Here is a 19,131-nt window from a genome sequence, read left to right as displayed (position 1 = left end):
GATCAGTCCCGTGAAATAGGCTCCGGAATGGTGGTCGGTTTCCAAGCCGGCCTTACCTTTTCGAACTGCTCAATGGCGTCTTCCTGCCGAAGGGTGAGTCCGATGTCGTCCAGACCTTCCAGCAGCCGCCACCTGGTGTAGTCGTCAATATCGAAGGGCAACACGGTGGTTCCAGCGGTCACCGTGCGTGCTTCGAGATCGACGATCAATTCCAGTCCGGGGTGTTCTTCGATCAACTTCCAGAGCAATTCGACATCATGTTGTGACATCTGCGCGGCCACCAAGCCACCCTTGCCGGCGTTGCCCCGGAAGATGTCGGCGAAGCGGGAAGAGATCACCACCTGGAAGCCATAGTCCATCAACGCCCAAACCGCGTGCTCGCGCGATGATCCCGTACCGAAATCCGGTCCGGCGACCAACACCGTTCCCCGGTCGAACGGGGTGGTGTTCAGAATGAACGACGGATCCGAACGCCAGGCGGCGAACAGACCGTCCTCGAATCCCGTTCGGGTCACTCGTTTCAGATAGACCGCCGGGATGATCTGGTCGGTATCGACATTCGACCGGCGCAACGGCACGCCGATCCCCTTGTGCACCTTGAAGGCTTCCATGACTGCTCCTGTAGTCCTAGCGTGAATTCCGGCCGGTCAGTTCAGATCCGCGGGTGCCGACAACCGGCCGCGTACGGCGGTCGCGGCAGCCACCAGCGGCGAAACCAGATGCGTTCGGCCACCTTTACCTTGACGTCCTTCGAAGTTGCGGTTCGAGGTCGAAGCACAGCGCTGACCGGGCGAAAGCTGATCCGGGTTCATTCCCAGGCACATCGAGCAGCCGGCCTGCCGCCATTCCGCGCCCGCCGCGGTGAAAATCTCGCCCAAACCCTCGGATTCGGCCTGGGCCCGCACCCGCATCGACCCGGGCACGATCAACATCCGGACACCGTCGGCGACCTTGCGACCGGACAGAACGTCGGCCACAGCGCGCAAATCCTCGATACGACCGTTGGTGCACGAACCCACGAAAACCGTATCCACCGGCACCTCGCGAAGCGGAGTACCCGGCTCCAAATCCATATAAGTCAGTGCCTTCTCGGCGGCCGACCGCTCGTTTTCGTCGGCGAAATCGGCCGGATTCGGCACCGCGGCCCCCAGCGGAGCGCCCTGACCTGGGTTGGTGCCCCAGGTGACGAACGGTGTCAGCGAGGACGCGTCGATGTGCACCTCGGCGTCGAATTCCGCGTCCGGGTCGGATTTCAGGGCGTCCCAGGCCGTCAGAGCGGCATCCCAGTCCCCGCCCCGAGGCGCGTGTTCACGGCCCTTCAGGAATTCATAGGTGATCTCGTCGGGGGCCACCATGCCCGCCCGGGCGCCGGCCTCGATCGACATGTTGCACATCGTCATCCGCGCCTCCATCGACATGGCGCGCACGGCCTCACCGCGGTATTCGAGCACATATCCCTGGCCGCCACCGGTACCGATCTGCGCGATGACCGCCAGAATCACGTCCTTGCTCGTGACGCCCGCGGGCACTTCGCCGTCGATATTGATCGCCATCGTCTTGAACGGCCGCAGCGACAACGTCTGCGTGGCCATCACGTGCTCGACCTCGCTGGTGCCGATACCCATCGCCAGCGCGCCGAACGCACCATGGGTCGAGGTGTGCGAATCACCGCAGACCACCGTCATCCCCGGCTGGGTCAGCCCCAATTGCGGGCCCACGACGTGCACGATGCCCTGCTCGATATCGCCCATCGGATACAGCCGCACGCCGAATTCCTCGCAATTGCGACGCAGCGTCTCGACCTGCGTCCGCGAGACGGGATCCGCGATCGGCTTGTCGATATCGACCGTCGGCACATTGTGGTCCTCGGTCGCGATCGTGAGATCCGGCCGCCGCACCGGCCGACCGGCCGCCCGCAGCCCGTCGAAGGCCTGCGGACTGGTCACCTCGTGCACCAGGTGCAGATCGATGTAGATGAGATCCGGTTCGCGATGCGCACCCTCCCCCGCACCCTGTGCGACGACATGCTGATCCCAAACCTTCTCCGCCAGCGTGCGTGGCCGTCCGGCCATGACAATCCTCCTGTGTTGAATGGCGGGGGCTCCGCCCCCGCGGGTTTTCGGCCCCCTGTGCCTCGATTTTTCACTCCTACGGTCGGTCGCTGCGCTCCCTCCCTCCGTCGCTCCACAATCGAGGCGGGCCGAAAACCACCAGGAGTCTTCGATCCGTCCAGGTGCTCGGGCCCGTTCTTCCTCAGGGGCCTTTGGTTGCATCACATTCACGAACCGACTCGACCCGATCGCCTGCGGTATCGGTTTTCGTGGCTCTGTATGGGCCCGTCATCGATCAGCGGGGCGATTCCCACCTCGAGTGTGTCCCGCGGGCTGTGCGGGGCTACTGGTGGGAGCTGGGCAGAGGTTTCACGGGTCCGGATGTCCGGCACTACTGCCTCGCCGGGCGGTCGCGAGATGTGATGCGATTCAGTTGTCGATCTTCCGTTGTCGTGCTCGAACTTGCGCATCCCACTATGCGAGACGCTAATATCGTTCTATGAGACAGCATAGCGGTATCGGGGTGCTCGACAAAGCCATGGCGGTCCTGCAGGCGGTGGCCGATCAGCCGTGTGGCCTGAACGAGCTGTGCGTGCGCACCGGACTACCCCGGGCCACCGCCCACCGACTGGCCGTCGGCCTGGAAACCCACCGCATGCTGGCCCGCGACGCCACCGGCTCGTGGCGGCCCGGCCCCGCGCTGTCGGAACTGGCCACCACCGCGGAGGATCCGCTGCTCGATGCCGCCTCGGTCATCCTGCCGCGACTGCGCGAGATCACCGGGGAGAGTGTCCAGCTCTACCGGCTCGACGGCCACTCGCGCATCTGCGTGGCCGCCCTGGAGCCGACCTCCGGGCTGCGCGACACCGTCCCGGTCGGCGCCCGCATGCCGCTGACCGCGGGCTCCGCCGCCAAGGTACTGCTCGCCTGGGCCGATCCGGACCTGCAGCGCAGCGTGCTCGCCGACGCGGTCTTCGGCGAACGCGCCCTCACCGAGGTGCGTCGGCGCGGCTGGGCGCAGAGTGCCGCCGAGCGCTCCGCGGGCGTGGCCAGCGTCTCGGCGCCGGTCCGTGATTCGGCGGCCGAGGTGATCGCCGCCGTCTCGGTCTCCGGACCGATCGACCGGATGGGCCGGCGACCGGGCGCACGCTGGGCCGCCGACCTCGTCGCCGCCGCGGATGCCCTGCACAAAAGGCTCTGATGCCCCCTATCTCGAGCTGTGATCCCGGCCATACGCCGTAAAGTATCGTGGCCGCATGGGAGTGAACCAACGCGCACAGATCGTGATGTCCGAGACGGAGATCACCGAATTCCTCGAAAGCAGCCGCATCATCACCCTGGCCAGCCTGAGCAAGAACGGAACGCCGCATCTGACAGCGATGTGGTACGGCCTGATCGACGGCGAGATCTGGTTCGAGACGAAGGGCAAGTCGCAGAAGGCGGTCAATCTGCGCCGCGATCCGCGCGTCACCGTGCTGGTCGAGGCCGGCGACACCTACGACCAACTGCGCGGTGTCTCCATCGAGGGCCGGGCCGAGATCGTCGACGATGCCGAAGCGCTGTTCAAGGTGGGTGTGAGCGTCTGGGAGCGCTACACCGGGCCCTATACCGAGGAATTGCGGCCGATGGTGGAGGCGATGCTGAGCAAGCGCGTCGCGATCCGGGTCGTACCCGAACGCGTCCGCAGCTGGGATCACCGGAAGCTGGGTATGCCCGCGATGCCGCCGGGCGGTTCGACCTGGCCGGTCGGGGACTGAATGTCCCAGAGCACGAGAAAAGCCCTCCAGCTGGTGCTGGAGGGCTTTCGACTGTAGCCCCGACGGGATTTGAACCCGCGCTACCGCCTTGAGAGGGCGGCGTCCTAGGCCGCTAGACGACGGGGCCAGAGGACATTTCCCCGAAGGGAGATCTCCGCAGATCTTTCGATCGAGGAGCTCGGCAAGCTTAACCGGCCGAGACCCGGCGACCAAATCGCCGGGATGCTGTTCCGTCCCGATCGAACGAAGCGAAACATTCTCCGCTGGGGTACCAGGACTCGAACCTAGAATGGCTGAACCAGAATCAGCTGTGTTGCCAATTACACCATACCCCAATGACCTGGGCTTTCGGCCTCCTCACCTTGCGGTTCGGGGCCTCGTTCCTGGCCGAGAAGAAGAGTACCAAACCCCTACCCGATTTATACAAATCGGCTGGTCAAGGTACCTATTTGGCCACTCGGACCGCTGCGGCGCGAACCGGCGGCGGGTTTCGCGGGGTTGCGCACCCGCCGCCGGCCGCGCAGCGGGCTCACACCAGTGCGCCGCGCAGCCGTGCCATGGTCAGCTCCCGCCCCAGCAGTTCCAGCGATTCGTACAGCGGCGGGCTGATGTGCGAGCCTGTCACCGCGACCCGCACCGGACCGAACGCCTTACGTGGTTTGAGCCCCAGATCGTCGACCAGCGCCTTTTTCAGGGCCTCTTCGAGAGCGGTCGACGTCCATTCCGAAACACCGTCCAACGCGGTAACGGCGGCCTGGAGGACCGGTACCGCATCGGGACCCAGATTCTTTTGTGCGGCGGCCTCGTCGACGACGAAGTCCTCGGCCGGAACGAACAGAAACTTCAATAGATCCCACGCATCACCGAGGACCACGATCCGGGTCTGCACCAACTCGGCCGCGGCCGCGAAAACTCGGTCGTCCACTTCGGCGCCGATGTGGCCCTGTACGGTCAGGAACTCCCGCAACCGGTGGGCGAAATCTCCGGACTCCAGCAAACGAATGTGTTCGGCGTTGATCGCATCGGCCTTCTTCTGGTCGAAGCGGGCCGGATTCGAATTTACTTTCGATATGTCGAAGGCCTCTACCATCTCCGTCATGGAGAAGACGTCACGGTCCTCGGCGAGACTCCATCCGAGCAAAGCCAGGTAATTCAGCAAACCTTCAGGAATGAATCCGCGGTCCCGGTGCGCGAAGAGATTCGATTCCGGATCACGTTTGGACAACTTCTTGTTGCCCTGGCCCATCACGAAGGGCAGATGCCCGAACTGCGGAGTGAACTCCGAGACCCCGATCCGCTGCAATGCGCTGTGCAACGCCAACTGCCGCGGAGTGGAGGAAAGCAGATCTTCACCGCGCAACACATGAGTGATTCTCATCATCGCGTCGTCGACGGGATTCACCAGCGTATAGAGCGGTTCCCCGGTGCCACGGGTGAGGGCGAAATCGGGCACGGTGCCGACCTTGGCGGTGATCTCGCCGCGCACCAGATCGTCCCAGACGAGATCGTGGTCGGGCATCCGCAACCGGATCACCGCCGGACGGCCCTCGGCCTTGTGCGCGGCGATCTGCTCGGTGGTCAGATCGCGATCGAAGTTGTCGTAGCCGAGCTTGGGATCGCGGCCCGCGGCGCGATGACGCTCCTCGACTTCCGCTGGCGTGGAGAAGGATTCGTAGGCCTCCCCGGCCGCCAGCAACCGCCCGACGACATCGAGATGGAGGTCGCGGCGCTGTGACTGACGGTACGGTTCATAGGGTCCGCCGACCTCCGGCCCCTCGTCCCAGGTGAGCCCGAGCCACCGCAGGGCGTCCACGATCGCGTGATACGACTCCTCGGAATCGCGTGCGGCATCGGTATCTTCGATACGGAAGACCAGGGAGCCACCGTGGTGGCGCGCAAACGCCCAGTTGAACAGTGCGGTCCGAACGAGGCCGACATGGGGGGTGCCGGTGGGTGACGGGCAGAAACGGACCCGTACGTCAGTCATAATCCTTCTCTCGATCAACGTTTGGCAGCAACAGGATTGGTAAGGGTGCCGATACCCTGGACCGTCACGGATACGGTTTGCCCATCCGTCATGGGTCCTACACCTTCGGGCGTACCGGTGAGGATGACATCGCCGGGCAGCAGGGTCATCACCCTGGTGACCCATTCGATCACCTTCGGAATATCGTGCAGCAGAAGTGAAGTCCGGCTGCGCTGACGCACCTCACCGTCGAGCTCGGTGGTGATCTCGAGATCGCCCGGATCGAGTTCGGTCTCGATCCACGGTCCCAGCGGGCAGAAGGTGTCGTATCCCTTGGCCCGGGTCCACTGCCCGTCGTGACGCTGTTCGTCGCGAGCGGTCACATCGTTGGCGACGGTGTATCCGAGGATCACATCGGCAGCCCGAGCCGCGGGCACATCCTTGCACGGGCGGCCGATCACCACCGCCAGCTCCCCCTCGAACTCCACCTGAGACGAGCTGGGCGGCAACAGAATCGGCAGGTTCGGGCCGATGATCGAGGTATTGGGCTTGAGGAAGATCACCGGATCCTCGGGCGCCGGCCCGCCCATCTCCGCCGCGTGTGCCGCGTAGTTCTTGCCGACGCAGACGACCTTGCTGGCCAGAATGGGGGCCAGCAGTCGCACATCGGCCAGTGGCCAGGTTCGGCCGGTGAACGTCGGGGTACCGAAGGGGTGCTCGGCGATCTCCCGGGCGATCTCGGCGGAACCGTCGGATTCGATACTCACGAAGGCGACCCCGTCGGGGCTGGCAACTCGACCTAGACGCATGGCGATGAGTCTATCCACCTGCCCGAATGTGGCCGACCACCCGGTCTGCGACAGAGGGATGTGACATATCCGGGCTTGATTTCCCTGCCCATCCTGGGTGTACGGTGATGCATGTTCATAGAGTAAGACTCTATTCCCAATATGTGAGATTCGAGGTGAGGGTGATGACCACCGTGGCACAACGGCCCGCGACCCGGCGGTGGATCATGCTCGCCCTCGGAGTGTTCGCGCAGAGCTCCAGCGCGGTGATCGTGCACGGCACGCCCTTCCTGTTGCCGGCGCTGACCGATCGCGGAATGCCCTTGGCCACAGCGGGTCTGCTGGTCGCGATGCCGACCGTGGGCCTGGTGTGCACGCTGATCGCCTGGGGCTACGCCGTGGACCGGGTGGGTGAGCGCACGGTCCTGGTCGCCGGTCCGATCGTGATGTGTGTGGCGGGAGTGGCCGCCGCGACGGTCACCGACTACGGCGTGCTGGGAGTGCTGCTGTTCCTGGCCGGAATGGGCGCTGCCAGTACGAACGGCGCCAGTGGCCGGGTGATCGTGGGCTGGTTCCCGCGCGATCAGCGCGGACTGGCGATGGGAATCCGCCAGACCGCGCAGCCGCTCGGCGTCGCCATCGCCGCGCTGTCCATCCCGGCCGTCGCTGCGGCACACGGGTTTTCCACCGCGATCCTGGTGCCGGCCGTGATGGCGGGGGTCGCGGCGATCGGCTGCCTGTTCGGCATCGTCGACCCACCCCGGCCCGCCGCCACCGACGCCCGTCCCGACAATCCCTATCGCGGCGATTCCACCCTGTGGCGCATCCACGCGGTATCGGTGCTGCTGGTCGTTCCGCAGGCCACACTGTGGACCTTCGCGCTGCTGTGGTTGCACCGCGATGCCGGGCTGTCCCTGCCGGTGGCGGGCGCGATCGTCACCGCGACCCAGATTCTGGGCGCGGCCGGCCGGATCGGCGCCGGGATCTGGTCGGATCGGGTCGGCAGCCGGCTGCGGCCACTGCACACCGTGGCGATCGCGGCCCTGATCTCGATGATCGCGCTGGCCGGAGCCGCGTGGTTGCACTGGTGGTGGGCGGCGATTCCGATTCTGTTCGCGGCCTCGATCATCACCGTCGCCGACAACGGCCTGGCCTTCACCGCGGTCGCCGAGATAGCGGGTCCCTATTGGAGCGGGCGAGGGCTCGGCATCCAGAACACCGGACAGAATCTGGCCTCGGCGGCGGTCGCACCGGTGTTCGGAGCGCTCATCACCACAGCCGGATTTCCGGCCACCTACCTGGCGGCCGCGGTGATCGCGGCCGCCGCCGTCCCCCTGGTGCCACTGAGCCGCCGATGAACAAGTCCGCCGGCACACACGGAATGGGAATTATTTTCCCGGCATTGCGAAAATCGGATCAAGGCAATAGTTTTCGATACAGGTGGGGCGCAACCGTGTGATGTCGGCGGCAACCGACCGATATCGCGACGGTCGGTTCACACAGCGGTCGCGCCATCGGCCGATTCGGGCGATATCCCGCAAATGGTTGCCGCCATAGGGTGCGAACTGCGTACCATCACCTCGCTCAACACTGATACCTGATGAAGGATTGACTGTGTCACTTTCGATACAAACCCTCGGCCGCAGCATTGCTGTCGCCGCCATTACTGCTGGTGCCCTGGTCATCGGCACGAGCACGGCCGGCGCCGAGCCTGCCGCCCCGGCCCCGCAGCCGGCTGCTCAGCAGCTCACCACGAACACCGATCCGGCCGCGCACTCGGTGACCGCGACCCTGCCCGTCGGCCACTTCATCTCGAACGAGGCCAACCACTCGATCGACATCGCCGACGCCACCGGCAAGGTCGTGGAGTCCTTCCCGATGACCCTGCGCGGCGAAGCGGTCCCGGTCGCGGCCACCGTCGACAACGACGGCAAGACCCTGAACCTGAAGCAGATCGCCTTCACCGACACCGCCAATCAGCTCGTCAACGAGTGGGTCTGGGGTGTGCAGAACGGTGGCGCGGTCGGCGCCATCATCGGCTGCCTGCTCGGCTTCTGGTTCTTCGTCGTCCCCGGTTGCGCCGTCGGTGCGGCCATCGGTGGTGCCATCGGCAGCCCGAACAGCGGCGAGATCAACGCCACGTTCTTCCGTCTGCTCAGCGGCAACTGATCGACGCATCCACGGTCGCCGTGTCCTCTCCCGAGAGGCGCGGCGACCGTGGCATTTCCGGGTGTGACACGCGCCCCGGCTCAGATCTCCACGACCACAGCACTTTCCGGGCATGCACAATGGGTGCGCTGGTCATGCTGTCAGCCAACAGCTTTCACCGGATTCCCCGGTCCGCGCTCAGAGCTCGATCAGCCCCGCCGGATCGAATTCGACGTGGAATGTCTTGTCGGCCTCGATATCCGCACTGAACGCTGTCCCCTCTCCCACTGCCGGATCCCATCGACAGCCGTCGTACTCCAGCAGCGAACGGTGGACTCGGATGTGTGGCTGATGTTCGACGATCCAGTATTGCGGAATCCCGGCACTCGGTCGGTCGGGTGCGCACGCGACATCCGTGACACATCGGATATGCGAATCCCCCTGTCGCACAGTCGGATACGCGACAGGGGGATTCGGCGGGAACGTCAGACCGCGGCGGCGATGCGGTCGCCGATCGCCACGGTGGAGGCGGCGCCGGTGCGGGCGGCGAGATCCTTGGCGATGGCGGCTTCGATGCGGGCGGCCTCCTCGGTCTTGCCGAGGTGGTTGAGCAGCAGCGAAACCGACAGGATCGCGGCGGTCGGATCGGCCTTGGACTGCCCGGCGATATCGGGGGCACTGCCGTGCACGGGTTCGAACATGCTCGGGTTGGTTCCCGAAGCATCGATATTGCCCGAGGCGGCCAGGCCGATTCCACCCGACACCGCGGCGGCCAGGTCGGTGATGATGTCGCCGAAGAGGTTGTCGGTGACGATCACGTCGAACCGGGCCGGATCGGTGACCATGTGGATGGTCGCGGCGTCGATGTGCTGGTACGCGGTCTCGATGTCCGGGTACTCGGCGCCGACCTCGTCCACGGTGCGCTTCCAGAGCGAACCGGCGAAGGCCAGCACGTTGTTCTTGTGCACCAGGGTCAGGTGCTTGCGGCGCTGCCGCGCGGTCTCGAAGGCGTAGCGCACGACGCGCTCGATGCCGAAGCGGGTGTTGGTGGAGACCTCGGTGGCGACCTCGTGCGGGGTGTTCACGCGGATGGCGCCGCCGGTGCCGGTGTAGGGGCCCTCGGTGCCTTCACGCACGACCACGAAGTCGATATCCGGGTTACCGGCCAGCGGGCTGGTGACACCCGGGTAGAGCTTCGACGGACGCAGATTGACATGGTGGTCCAGCTCGAAGCGGGTGCGCAGCAGCAGGCCGCGCTCGAGCACGCCGGACTGCACCGACGGATCACCGATGGCACCCAGCAGGATGGCGTCGTGCTGCCTGAGTTCGGGAAGCACGGTGTCCGGCAGGATCTCACCGGTGGCATGGAACCGCTTGGCGCCCAGGTCGTATTCGGTCTTCTCGACTCCCGGCAGCACCACGTCGAGCACCTTGAGCGCCTCGGCGATGACCTCGGGGCCGATACCGTCGCCCGGGATGACAGCGAGTTTCATGACAACAAAGCTCCGTTCGGAAAGGGGGTCGCGGCAACGATAGCGGGTGCCGCCACCGTCCCCTTCACCAGGGCGAACGTCTCCCAGCACGTGAGACGGCGGTGACCGGCCGGGCACACCGGTAATTTCGGGGGATGTTCGGAAACAACTCGCTCGAACGCCGGCTCGATCGTCTCGAGCGCAAACTCGATCTCATTCTCACCCACCTCGGAATACCCGATTCGGCGGCCCTGCCCGGATACCCGGTGCTCGACTACGGCGAGATCGACGCGCTGTTGTTGCAGGGAAAGAAGATTCAGGCGATCAAACGCTTCCGCGAGCTGGTCCCGGAAACGAGTCTGGTGGAGGCGAAGCAGGCGATCGAAGCGCGGGAAGGACGAGCCTGAGGTGACGGGCCGGCGGATCCCGGATGCCGGCTGCGGCACCGGATACCTGAGCCGTCTGCGGCCGCTCGTGGCGCCCAGGTCACGGGCACCGAACCGGACTCGACCCCGAGGTGGTGCGCACCGACTCGCGAGCTACGTCCACCTGCCGAATTTCGGATCCTCGCGGCCGAGGTCCGGGTGCATCGGACGTAGAAGACACCCTGCCATACGACAGTGCGCGCGAATCCTGTTCCGTGACAACACGGTCGGATTCGCGCGCACTGTGCGACGCTGGGGCCGAGGAGGCCCGTGGGCTCAGCTCAGGTCGACCTGGGCGACCTTCGCCGCACCGACGGCCTCGGCGATCGCGGACTGCACCTCGGCCGGGACCGAGTCGTTGACGCGCAGGATGACGGTCGCGCCTTCCTGGTCGACGTCCTGGCTCAGCTGTGCGGCCTGGATGTCGATGGCGGCCTCACCCAGCTTGGTGCCGATCCTGCCGAGCGCACCCGGGCGGTCGTCGTAGTTCAGCACGGCCAGGTTCAGGCCCTCGGCGCGCATGTCGTAGTTGCGGCCGTTGATGTTGACGATCTTCTCGACCTGAGCGGGCTCGGTCAGGGCGCCGGCAACGTTGAGGGTGCGGCCGTCACCGAACACGGCACGCAGGTCGACCAGGCTGCGGTGGGTGGGGCTCTCGGTGTGAGTGGTGACCGAGGCTTCCAGACCCCGCTCGGTGGCCAGCGACGGAGCGTTGACGAAGGTGACCGCGTCCTCGATGAGGGCGGAGAACACCCCGCGCAGCGCCGAGAGCTCCAGCACCGCAACATCTTCCGAGGACAGCTCGCCGCGCACCTGGATCTCGAGCGAGACCGGCAGCTCGTCGGCGAGGGCGCCCAGCAGCGCACCCTGCTTGCGGACGATGTCCAGCCACGGGGCGACGATCTCGTTGACCGCGCCACCGGTGACGTTCACCGCACCCGGCACGAACTCACCGGCCAGGGCGAGCTGCACGGACTTGGCGACATCGGTGCCGGCACGGTCCTGCGCCTCGGCGGTGGAGGCGCCCAGGTGCGGGGTGACGACGACCTGCGGCAGCTCGAACAGCGGGCTGTCGGTGGACGGCTCGGTCTCGAACACGTCGATTCCGGCGGCGCGCACGTGACCGGAGGTGATGGCGTCGGCCAGGGCCTGCTCGTCGATCAGACCGCCGCGAGCGGCGTTGACGATGATGACGCCCTTCTTGGTCTTGGCCAGGGTCTCGGAGTTCAGCATGCCCTTGGTCTCGGGAGTCTTGGGCAGGTGAATGGAGATGAAATCGGCGCGCTCGAGCACCTCGTCCAGGGTCAGCAGCTCGATGCCCAGCTGGGCGGCGCGGGCCGGGGAGGTGTAGGGGTCGTACGCGATGACCTTGGTCTCGAAGGCGGCGAGGCGCTGCGCGAACAGCTGGCCGATGCGGCCCAGGCCGATGACACCGACGGTCTTGCCGAAGATCTCGACACCGTTGAACTTGCTGCGCTGCCAGGTGTGCTCGCGCAGGGTGGAGTCGGCGGCCGGAATCTGCCGGGCGGCCGAGAGCAGCAGCGTGACGGCGTGCTCGGCGGCGGTGTGGATGTTCGAGGTCGGCGCGTTGACGACCATGACACCGCGCTCGGTGGCAGCGGGAACGTCGACATTGTCGAGCCCGACACCGGCGCGGGCGACGATCTTCAGGTTCTTGCCGGCTTCGAGCACCTCGGCGTCGACGGTGGTGGCCGAACGGACCAGCAGCGCGTCGGCCTCGGGCACGGCGGCCAGCAGCTCGGGTCGATTGGGGCCGTCGACCCAGCGAACCTCGACACCGTCACCGAGCGCATCGACGGTCGACTGGGCGAGCTTGTCGGCGATCAGAACAACAGGACGGCCATTTTGGCTCACTGTGGGGCACTCCTGGGGAAAGAGGTCGGCATTTACCGGCAACCAGCTTAATGGTCGCGGTTCGGGGGCGGTGTACCGCCCGGTGGGCAGGTGCCCTCACACACTGGTCGGCGCGCCGATCCGGGCCCCTCCACGGGCCCCGTATCCGAGCAGAAGGGCCACTGGGGTGCGCACCCCGGGCGACGAACCCGGCACCGAACGCAGCTGAGGCCCCGTATCTCGAAAGATACGGGGCCCCACTGTAAGTCGCGGACAGTTCACGCTACGTAAAGTGGCGCGCAGTCAGCGGACTCGATCAGAGAACGCTCACGTTCTGAGCCTGCGGACCCTTCTGGCCCTGCCCGATCTCGAACTCGACGCGCTGTCCCTCGTCGAGGGACCGGAATCCACTACCGCTCACAGCCGAGTAGTGCACGAACACATCGGGACCACCGTCGTCCTGAGCGATGAACCCGAAGCCCTTCTCGCTGTTGAACCACTTCACTACGCCTTGCGCCATTTCATACCTTCTGTAGACGAGCCGAGCCGATCAACTTCACGATCGGGCCGGTCTCGATGTTCCAGCCTGCCACGTCCCGCGACATCGCGCCACCATGGTCTTCCCACCGATCGACGCCCGCACCGTCCGGACCGAATTACGCAGTGTGCCACCAGGGCATCGCCGTGATTGTTCCGTGATAGCGCGGACGCGGGGACGAACCAGCCAGGGACGGGCGCCGGAATCATTCGAACAGCCATTTCCGGCCGTAGAAATGGGTCGACCCCGGGCACTCCGGCCCGGGGTCGACCCGAGGTCGCTCATGCGACCGAAATCAGTGGTCAGCCACCGAAGGAGCCGGTCCACAGGGTGTTGAACAGGCCGTGGAAGGCCGCACCCAGGGTGCTGAACAGACCATGAGCAGCAGCGGAACCGGTGTCGATGATAACGGGGATCATAATTTACCTCTTCGTTGTATCAATTCAGTCGAATCACTGACGACCAACATATCGAGGCCGCAAAAGAGCCCGTTAGCCCGAATTGACAAAAAGTGATCCGCCCGACAGACCGATCAGCCTGTGGTGGAAGACACAACTAGTACGGCGCCACGATTCGCACGCCCCGAGCTTCCGGCCCCGCCTTGGTTTGACGGACGTCGAACTCCACACGTTGTCCCTGGACCAATCGCCGGAACCCGTCCCCGTAGACCTCGGTGTATTCGACGAAAACCTCGGGCCCGCCCTCGTCGGAGATTATGAAACCGAAGCCCTTCTCGCTGTCGAACCACTTCACCGTGCCGTACAACTACGCTTCTCACTCACTTCTCGACGTCGGGCCAGGCAGAGGGTAGCCGGGCCCTCACCGACAGTCCAGCGCAGTGACCGGTCCGGCGGTTATCCGCGCCGGCCGGGGAGCTCCCGCTCGCCGCGTGCGGTGTGGATCAGGAAGTGGGGCGGCGCAATTCGTGTTGCAGCGCCTCGAGCTCCGCGCCCCCGGCCATCTGCCGGGTGAGCTCGGGTAGATCGATCTCACTCTTGTCGTAACTCCCCAGCGCACGGCCCCGGCGCAGCAGCAGGAACCGGTCGCCGACCGGGTGGGCATGGTGTGGATTGTGCGTGATCAGCACGACACCGAGCCCTCGATCACGCGCCTGCGCGACGTAGCGCAGCACCACGCCGGACTGTTTGACGCCCAACGCGGCGGTGGGCTCGTCGAGGATCAGCGCTCTCGCGCCGTAGTGCACGGCGCGAGCGATCGCCACGCACTGCCGCTGCCCACCGGACAGTGTCCCGACCGGCTGCTCCAGATCGCGGATCTCGATTCCCATGTCCGACAACGCCGTCCGGGTGATCGCGCGCGCCGTGGCACGATCCAGCAGGCGCACCGGCCCGGCGCCGACGGTGGGTTCGGATCCGAGTACGAAGTTGCGCCACACACTCATCAGCGGGACGACAGCCAGATCCTGATATACGGTGGCGATGCCGTGATCCAACGCCGCACGGGGCGAGGCGAAACGGGTCGGTTCCCCGTCGATGAGCAACTCCCCGGTGTCGTGCTGATGCACCCCGGCGAGGATCTTGATCAGAGTGGATTTCCCGGCGCCGTTGTCACCCAGTACGCAGGTGACCCGCCCGGCCTCGACCAGCATGGAGATGTCCTCGAGCGCGACCACCCCGCCGTAATTCTTTCCGATGCCGACGGTTTCGATCAGAGGACTCATCGTCGCAACCTCTCCGCTCGCTTGGCGAACGCGTTGTTGACCAGTACGGCCGCCAGCAGCAGCACGCCGAGGAACAACATGAACCAGTCGCTGTCCCAGCGCGCGAAGACGATGCCCTGGCGCGCCATCCCGAAGATCAGCGCCCCGATCGCCGCCCCGAGGACCGATCCGAATCCGCCGGTGAGCAGGCAGCCACCGACCACGGCGGCAATGATGTATTGAAACTCCAGTCCCACCCCCTGATTGGCCTGCACGCTCGCGAAGCGCAGCAGATTGCAGGAGCCGACGATCCAGCCCGCGAACGCGGTACCCATGAACAGCAGGATCTTGGTGCGGGCGGCCGGAACACCGACCGCGCGCGCACTCGGCAGCGAACCACCCACCGCGTAGATCCAGTTGCCGAAACGGGTGCGCACCAGCAGCACCGTCGCGACCGCCGTGACCGCGATCCACCACAGCACCGAGGCCTGGATGCGCGCATCGCCCAGATTCGTCGTCGCCGCGAAAACCCAGCCGGCGGAGGAGTATCCGGACGCCGATCGGATCCCCGACACCTGCACGGTGCCGGTCACCAGGCGAGTCACCCCGAGGTTGAGACCCTGCAGCGCGAGAAAGGTACCGAGGGTGACGATGAAGCTGGGCAGCCCGGTCCGCATCACCACCCAGCCGTTCAGCGCACCCACCGCCAGCGCGAACAGCAGCGAGACCGCCAGTGCCGGCCAGATGTTCCATCCGGCGTGCACCGCGAGCATCGCGGTCACCAATGCGGTCGAGGCGGTCATCACACCGGCGGACAGATCGAATTCACCGCCGATCATCAACAGCGCCACCGCGACCGCCATGATGCCGAGGGTGGAAGCGTCGTCGAGCCAGGTGGCGACGCCGAGCGGGCTGAGGAATCGGTCGGTGACGACGGAGAAGAACACGAAGACCACCAGCGCGCCCAGCCCGGCGCCGATCTCCGGCCGCACAATCAGCCGGTTCAGCAGCGAGGTCGTCCACCCCGCCGGCGTGCCGGCGTCGGGAACCATTGTGACATCGGTCATTCGAGACAGTCCTCGCTCCTCATCGGGTGCCCTGGGCGACGAAGCCGGCGATGGCGTCGACATTGCCCTTGTCCACGAAGGCCGGTCCGGTCTGCACCGGCACACCGCCGCCCACGGTGCCGAGATTGCGCCGATACAGCTGCAGCATCACGATCGGCAGATACCCCTGCTCGTACTGCTGCTGATCCACCGCGAACAGCAGCTTGCCCGCGCGAATGGCCGCCACCACATCGGGATTCAGATCGAAGGTCGCGACCACCGCACCCGAATGCGACTCCCCCACCCCGTCCACGGCGCGGGCGGCGATCTGCGAATTCAGCGTCAGCACGGCATCGATGGCACGGTCGGCCTCGAGTGCGCCCTTGATCCGCGACTGCGCATCCGCGGGGTTGTTGATGTCGACCTGCACTGTGGTGGCGTCCGTGCCGAACCCCTCGATCGCCCCGGCGCACCGATCGTTCGCGCCGATATTGCCGGCCTCGTGAATGACGCAGAGCATCTTGGTCTTTCCCGCCTCGCGCAGCCGCTTGCCCGCGGCCGCGCCGGCCTGACGTTCGCTTTGGCCCACATGTCCGATGGCACCGGCCGCAGCGCTGTCGGCCTCACCGGAATTGATCGTCACGACCGGAATGCCCGCCGCCACCGCGTGTTCGACGGACGGCCGCAGCGCCTGCGGATCGGCCATCGACACCACCAGCCCGCCGACGCCCTGTGCCACCGCGTTGTCCACCAGTTTGGCCTGCTCGCCGGGATCGCCCGCGGAGTTGTACTCGACCTGGATGCCGAGGTCCTTGCCGGCCGCTTCGGCCCCGTTCTTCACCACATTCCAGAACGCATCGCCCGGACTGCCGTGCGTGACGACGGCGACCGAGGTCAGCGGGGTCGTGGTGGCCGTCGCGGGACCGGATGATTCGGAGATGTCGGCACCGGGCCCGCTGCATCCCGCGAGCACCGCCGCGGCCGCCAGCCACGCCGGCACACTGCGGCGGAGGTTGCGAATCGGGCTCATCGGTCCCCCCTCGACAGCGAGGCGAGTCCGCTGCCGCCGGATGCGCGGCCCGCCGGATGCGCGGGAGTGGCTAGGCGAGGGTTCCGGTCTGGCAGTTCGGTCATCATGCCTCCGGGCCTTCGTCGATGCGGATCGGGCGCCTGGTCCGAGCGCTCCAGGATGTATTGAACACCACCGGAGCTGGGCGCGAAGGGCAGTACACGCCCAGGCCGCAGGCCTGGCGGCGGTCCGGCTCGAGGACACACCCCGGCTCCCGGCAGCCGTCCCGGGCCGCCTGACCGCGAGGCAGGGGCCCATCGATGAATTCGGCCGGGGCGTGCACGACGGCCGGCGCGGTGGTGGCGGATTACCCTCATCGACATGGTTGCCGGAAGACGCGAGACCGTGGACGGGCCCGGATTCGAGTTGCCGCTGCTGCTGTTCGCGGGCTTCCGATCGCTCATCGACGAACTACACGCCGAACTGGCGCAGCATGGGCATTCGCAGATGCGCCCCGCGCACGGATTCGCCATGCAGGCCATCGGCCCGCACGGCGCGACCGCCAGCGATATCGGCCGGCGGCTGGGGGTCTCCAAACAAGCCGCCGGTAAGACGGTGGACAAGCTCACCGCACTCGGTTACGTCGAACGCGGTGAGGACCCCGACGACGCGCGCCGCAAGATCGTGCGACTGACCCCGCACGGAATCGACGCACTGCGGCAATCGGCGCAGATCTTCGAGCGACTGCGACAGCGCTGGGCCGAGGAGTTGGGGGCGCAGCGAGTCCGCGATATGGAATCGGACCTGCGCCGGATTGTTCCGCCGGAATCCTTCCGGCTCGATGTCGCGGGCTGGTTCGGCAGCTGATGCCGCCGCGCGGCGGCATACCCCGAAAGCGGTCTCCTCGGTACATCCGTCGCTCACCCCTTGTCCATAAAGACAACTTAGTTTACCTTTTAGACAACCAGGTTGTCGAAAGGATCGCCCCATGTATTTCCCCGCCCTCACTCTCGAATCCGCGCCCTCCGACGCACAGCGCGTCATGCGCTCCACCGCCGACCACTTCGGATATCTACCGGCCGCCGTGGCGAAGATGGCGACCTCGCCACATCTGCTCGACGGCTTCCTCAAACTCAACGCCTCGTTCGAATCGTGCACGCTGGATCAGCTCTCCCGCGAAGTGCTGGTCATGACCATCGCCACCCGCAACGAATGCCACGTCTGCGTAGCCATGCACACCGCGGCACTCACCCGCGCGGGCGCGGACCCGGAGCTGATCAACGCACTGCGCGAACAACTCCCGCTACCCGATGCCCGCCTGGCCGCCCTGCAGGAGTTCACGCTGGCAGTGCTGGAGACCGCCGGCAATGTCCCCGATGAGCAGATCACCGCATTCCTCGCCCATGACTACACCACCGAACAGGCACTCGAGGTGGTACTGGGGATCGGCACCTACACCCTGTCGACCTTCGGCAATCGGCTCACCGGGGCGCCGCTGGACCCCACACTGGCGGCATTCACGTGGCCGACGGCGCGAGCCGACACGTAATCCGGGCACCGAGGCTCGGAACACACTCGCGGCCAAGGACTTCCGAAGTCTCCGAAAGGGCCGATCAACAGATGAGCACCCCGATCCAGCCCATATTACAAATTCCGAGTATTATAAATACGCGCGAACCGTAATATAGGAGGTGTGATGGCGACAACCGTACAGATCCCGGAAGAAGTCCTTGCCGAGGCAATGCGCCTGACCGGTCTGACCACCAAGAAGGCGGTGATCAACCTCGCCATGTCCGAACTCCTGCAGGGGTACCGCCAGCGCGAAGCGCTGTCCCGACTGGAACGGCTGGATCACAACCCCTTCCTCACAGCTGAGGAACTCGCTGACGACACGACCGGCGAGCGGTGACAACTCCAGGCGATCGACCGTATCTGTACCTACTCGACCAGTCGGTGATGTCGCATTTCTGGGGCAAGCCGAAGGTCAAGCATGCCGTCAAACAGTTGGCGGTGAGCGGGTTCCTGTGCGCTTGCACGGTAACCATGGACGAAGCACGCTTCAGCGCACGAAACAAGTCCGACCTGGCCGTCATCACCGAGCTGTACGGGTCGGCGTTCCACTGGCTCGGCGGGAACGAAACCATCGACGATCGCGTGGCCGACATCAGGTCCGCACTGTGGTCGATCGGCGCCGGCCGTGGCGCTCAGACCACCGACATTCAGATCGCGGCTGTCGCAATGCATCACAAGGCAGTCGTGGTGCACAACGACACCGACTTCGTCACCATTCAACGAGCCGTGCCGGAACTGCGCCAATTGCGGATCCCACCCGAGGACGAATAAAGGCTCGCCGCTTTGCCGGTCGGCGCCGTGGGAATGCCGCCCGGATTGGACGGCCGGCCCGACAGAGCCGCCGC

20 protein-coding genes and 2 tRNA genes are annotated in these 19,131 nt (G+C 65.9%); 9 read left to right on the top strand and 13 right to left on the bottom strand.

What is annotated here, in order from left to right:
• Positions 1–2 precede the first annotated feature (2 nt).
• Together leuD and leuC are read right to left on the bottom strand one after the other, a co-directional pair.
• Entirely contained in the window at positions 3–611 is a 609-nt protein-coding gene (gene leuD, locus AB0L57_RS10945; protein WP_364959986.1) for a 3-isopropylmalate dehydratase small subunit, read from the bottom strand.
• 36 nt (positions 612–647) lie between these two features.
• Positions 648–2,072 (bottom strand): 3-isopropylmalate dehydratase large subunit, encoded by a 1,425-nt coding sequence (leuC, locus tag AB0L57_RS10940; protein ID WP_364959983.1) that lies wholly within the window; start codon positions 2,070–2,072, stop codon positions 648–650.
• A 478-nt stretch (positions 2,073–2,550) separates the two neighbouring features.
• Between leuC and AB0L57_RS10935 the strand changes: the two genes are divergently transcribed.
• Positions 2,551–3,252 (top strand): IclR family transcriptional regulator, encoded by a 702-nt coding sequence (locus AB0L57_RS10935; protein WP_364959980.1) that lies wholly within the window; start codon positions 2,551–2,553, stop codon positions 3,250–3,252.
• A gap of 55 nt (positions 3,253–3,307) precedes the next feature.
• Positions 3,308–3,808: a PPOX class F420-dependent oxidoreductase gene (locus AB0L57_RS10930; RefSeq protein WP_364959977.1), complete on the top strand. Its 501-nt coding sequence runs from the start codon at positions 3,308–3,310 to the stop codon at positions 3,806–3,808.
• A 54-nt stretch (positions 3,809–3,862) separates the two neighbouring features.
• Here the strand turns inward: AB0L57_RS10930 and AB0L57_RS10925 are convergent.
• The 4 genes from AB0L57_RS10925 to AB0L57_RS10910 form a co-directional block, all read right to left on the bottom strand.
• A tRNA-Glu gene (locus AB0L57_RS10925) sits at positions 3,863–3,935 on the bottom strand.
• Positions 3,936–4,071: 136 nt separating this feature from the next.
• A tRNA-Gln gene (locus AB0L57_RS10920) sits at positions 4,072–4,143 on the bottom strand.
• Positions 4,144–4,337: 194 nt separating this feature from the next.
• A complete protein-coding gene (gene gltX / locus AB0L57_RS10915; RefSeq protein WP_364959974.1) occupies positions 4,338–5,795 on the bottom strand; it encodes a glutamate--tRNA ligase in 1,458 nt (485 codons plus the stop codon).
• Between the two features lie 14 nt (positions 5,796–5,809).
• Positions 5,810–6,583, bottom strand: a complete 774-nt coding sequence (locus AB0L57_RS10910) for a fumarylacetoacetate hydrolase family protein (RefSeq protein ID WP_364959971.1) — start codon at positions 6,581–6,583, stop codon at positions 5,810–5,812.
• A 164-nt stretch (positions 6,584–6,747) separates the two neighbouring features.
• Between AB0L57_RS10910 and AB0L57_RS10905 the strand changes: the two genes are divergently transcribed.
• Both AB0L57_RS10905 and AB0L57_RS10900 read left to right on the top strand, forming a co-directional pair.
• Entirely contained in the window at positions 6,748–7,920 is a 1,173-nt protein-coding gene (locus AB0L57_RS10905; protein ID WP_364959968.1) for an MFS transporter, read from the top strand.
• 256 nt (positions 7,921–8,176) lie between these two features.
• A complete protein-coding gene (locus tag AB0L57_RS10900) occupies positions 8,177–8,731 on the top strand; it encodes a hypothetical protein (protein WP_364959965.1) in 555 nt (184 codons plus the stop codon).
• A 464-nt stretch (positions 8,732–9,195) separates the two neighbouring features.
• On the opposite strand, the gene AB0L57_RS10895 is transcribed toward AB0L57_RS10900, so the two are convergent.
• A complete protein-coding gene (locus AB0L57_RS10895; protein ID WP_364959963.1) occupies positions 9,196–10,203 on the bottom strand; it encodes a 3-isopropylmalate dehydrogenase in 1,008 nt (335 codons plus the stop codon).
• 134 nt (positions 10,204–10,337) lie between these two features.
• Here AB0L57_RS10895 and AB0L57_RS10890 point away from each other — a divergent pair, with 134 nt between their 5' ends.
• Positions 10,338–10,589 (top strand): hypothetical protein, encoded by a 252-nt coding sequence (locus AB0L57_RS10890; RefSeq protein ID WP_364959960.1) that lies wholly within the window; start codon positions 10,338–10,340, stop codon positions 10,587–10,589.
• A 294-nt stretch (positions 10,590–10,883) separates the two neighbouring features.
• Here AB0L57_RS10890 and serA read toward each other — a convergent pair whose 3' ends face one another.
• The 6 genes from serA to AB0L57_RS10860 form a co-directional block, all read right to left on the bottom strand.
• A complete protein-coding gene (serA, locus tag AB0L57_RS10885; protein ID WP_364959959.1) occupies positions 10,884–12,482 on the bottom strand; it encodes a phosphoglycerate dehydrogenase in 1,599 nt (532 codons plus the stop codon).
• A 295-nt stretch (positions 12,483–12,777) separates the two neighbouring features.
• Positions 12,778–12,981 carry a cold-shock protein gene (locus AB0L57_RS10880; protein ID WP_030512990.1) on the bottom strand — a complete coding sequence of 68 codons (204 nt, stop codon included), beginning with the start codon at positions 12,979–12,981 and terminating at the stop codon, positions 12,778–12,780.
• Positions 12,982–13,554: 573 nt separating this feature from the next.
• On the bottom strand, positions 13,555–13,764 hold the full coding sequence (locus AB0L57_RS10875) for a cold-shock protein (protein ID WP_364959954.1): 210 nt from the start codon (positions 13,762–13,764) through the stop codon (positions 13,555–13,557).
• Positions 13,765–13,900: 136 nt separating this feature from the next.
• Positions 13,901–14,680 (bottom strand): ATP-binding cassette domain-containing protein, encoded by a 780-nt coding sequence (locus AB0L57_RS10870; protein ID WP_364959952.1) that lies wholly within the window; start codon positions 14,678–14,680, stop codon positions 13,901–13,903.
• Entirely contained in the window at positions 14,677–15,726 is a 1,050-nt protein-coding gene (locus AB0L57_RS10865; protein ID WP_364959950.1) for an ABC transporter permease, read from the bottom strand. Before AB0L57_RS10865 ends, AB0L57_RS10870 begins: the two co-directional genes overlap by 4 nt.
• Before the next feature lie 19 nt (positions 15,727–15,745).
• Complete coding sequence (locus AB0L57_RS10860) at positions 15,746–16,735, bottom strand: sugar ABC transporter substrate-binding protein (RefSeq protein WP_364959947.1); 990 nt, start codon at positions 16,733–16,735, stop codon at positions 15,746–15,748.
• Positions 16,736–17,095: 360 nt separating this feature from the next.
• Here AB0L57_RS10860 and AB0L57_RS10855 point away from each other — a divergent pair, with 360 nt between their 5' ends.
• From AB0L57_RS10855 to AB0L57_RS10840, 4 genes are all read left to right on the top strand, one after another.
• Positions 17,096–17,581, top strand: a complete 486-nt coding sequence (locus AB0L57_RS10855) for a MarR family winged helix-turn-helix transcriptional regulator (RefSeq protein ID WP_364959945.1) — start codon at positions 17,096–17,098, stop codon at positions 17,579–17,581.
• Positions 17,582–17,702: 121 nt separating this feature from the next.
• Positions 17,703–18,263, top strand: a complete 561-nt coding sequence (locus tag AB0L57_RS10850) for a carboxymuconolactone decarboxylase family protein (RefSeq protein ID WP_364959943.1) — start codon at positions 17,703–17,705, stop codon at positions 18,261–18,263.
• 147 nt (positions 18,264–18,410) lie between these two features.
• A complete protein-coding gene (locus tag AB0L57_RS10845; protein ID WP_364959940.1) occupies positions 18,411–18,623 on the top strand; it encodes a type II toxin-antitoxin system VapB family antitoxin in 213 nt (70 codons plus the stop codon).
• Positions 18,620–19,057 carry a PIN domain-containing protein gene (locus tag AB0L57_RS10840; RefSeq protein ID WP_364959938.1) on the top strand — a complete coding sequence of 146 codons (438 nt, stop codon included), beginning with the start codon at positions 18,620–18,622 and terminating at the stop codon, positions 19,055–19,057. The genes AB0L57_RS10845 and AB0L57_RS10840 overlap by 4 nt, the downstream gene beginning before the upstream one ends.
• Positions 19,058–19,131: the final 74 nt, after the last annotated feature.

This window comes from Nocardia sp. NPDC052254 (genome assembly GCF_040679495.1).
Classification (GTDB): domain Bacteria; phylum Actinomycetota; class Actinomycetes; order Mycobacteriales; family Mycobacteriaceae; genus Nocardia.
Note: the sequence above shows the minus strand (reverse complement) of the source record. Positions and strands in the feature narration are given on the sequence as shown.

What these genes read in the sequence shown, in the direction of transcription:
- leuD (WP_364959986.1), bottom strand. Translation starts at nt 611, where the DNA reads ATGGAAGCCTTCAAGGTGCACAAGGGGATCGGCGTGCCGTTGCGCCGG.
- leuC (WP_364959983.1), bottom strand. Translation starts at nt 2,072, where the DNA reads ATGGCCGGACGGCCACGCACGCTGGCGGAGAAGGTTTGGGATCAGCAT.
- AB0L57_RS10935 (WP_364959980.1), top strand. Translation starts at nt 2,551, where the DNA reads ATGAGACAGCATAGCGGTATCGGGGTGCTCGACAAAGCCATGGCGGTC.
- AB0L57_RS10930 (WP_364959977.1), top strand. Translation starts at nt 3,308, where the DNA reads ATGGGAGTGAACCAACGCGCACAGATCGTGATGTCCGAGACGGAGATC.
- gltX (WP_364959974.1), bottom strand. Translation starts at nt 5,795, where the DNA reads ATGACTGACGTACGGGTCCGTTTCTGCCCGTCACCCACCGGCACCCCC.
- AB0L57_RS10910 (WP_364959971.1), bottom strand. Translation starts at nt 6,583, where the DNA reads ATGCGTCTAGGTCGAGTTGCCAGCCCCGACGGGGTCGCCTTCGTGAGT.
- AB0L57_RS10905 (WP_364959968.1), top strand. Translation starts at nt 6,748, where the DNA reads ATGACCACCGTGGCACAACGGCCCGCGACCCGGCGGTGGATCATGCTC.
- AB0L57_RS10895 (WP_364959963.1), bottom strand. Translation starts at nt 10,203, where the DNA reads ATGAAACTCGCTGTCATCCCGGGCGACGGTATCGGCCCCGAGGTCATC.
- AB0L57_RS10890 (WP_364959960.1), top strand. Translation starts at nt 10,338, where the DNA reads ATGTTCGGAAACAACTCGCTCGAACGCCGGCTCGATCGTCTCGAGCGC.
- AB0L57_RS10880 (WP_030512990.1), bottom strand. Translation starts at nt 12,981, where the DNA reads ATGGCGCAAGGCGTAGTGAAGTGGTTCAACAGCGAGAAGGGCTTCGGG.
- AB0L57_RS10870 (WP_364959952.1), bottom strand. Translation starts at nt 14,680, where the DNA reads ATGAGTCCTCTGATCGAAACCGTCGGCATCGGAAAGAATTACGGCGGG.
- AB0L57_RS10865 (WP_364959950.1), bottom strand. Translation starts at nt 15,726, where the DNA reads ATGACCGATGTCACAATGGTTCCCGACGCCGGCACGCCGGCGGGGTGG.
- AB0L57_RS10860 (WP_364959947.1), bottom strand. Translation starts at nt 16,735, where the DNA reads ATGAGCCCGATTCGCAACCTCCGCCGCAGTGTGCCGGCGTGGCTGGCG.
- AB0L57_RS10855 (WP_364959945.1), top strand. Translation starts at nt 17,096, where the DNA reads ATGGTTGCCGGAAGACGCGAGACCGTGGACGGGCCCGGATTCGAGTTG.
- AB0L57_RS10850 (WP_364959943.1), top strand. Translation starts at nt 17,703, where the DNA reads ATGTATTTCCCCGCCCTCACTCTCGAATCCGCGCCCTCCGACGCACAG.
- AB0L57_RS10845 (WP_364959940.1), top strand. Translation starts at nt 18,411, where the DNA reads ATGGCGACAACCGTACAGATCCCGGAAGAAGTCCTTGCCGAGGCAATG.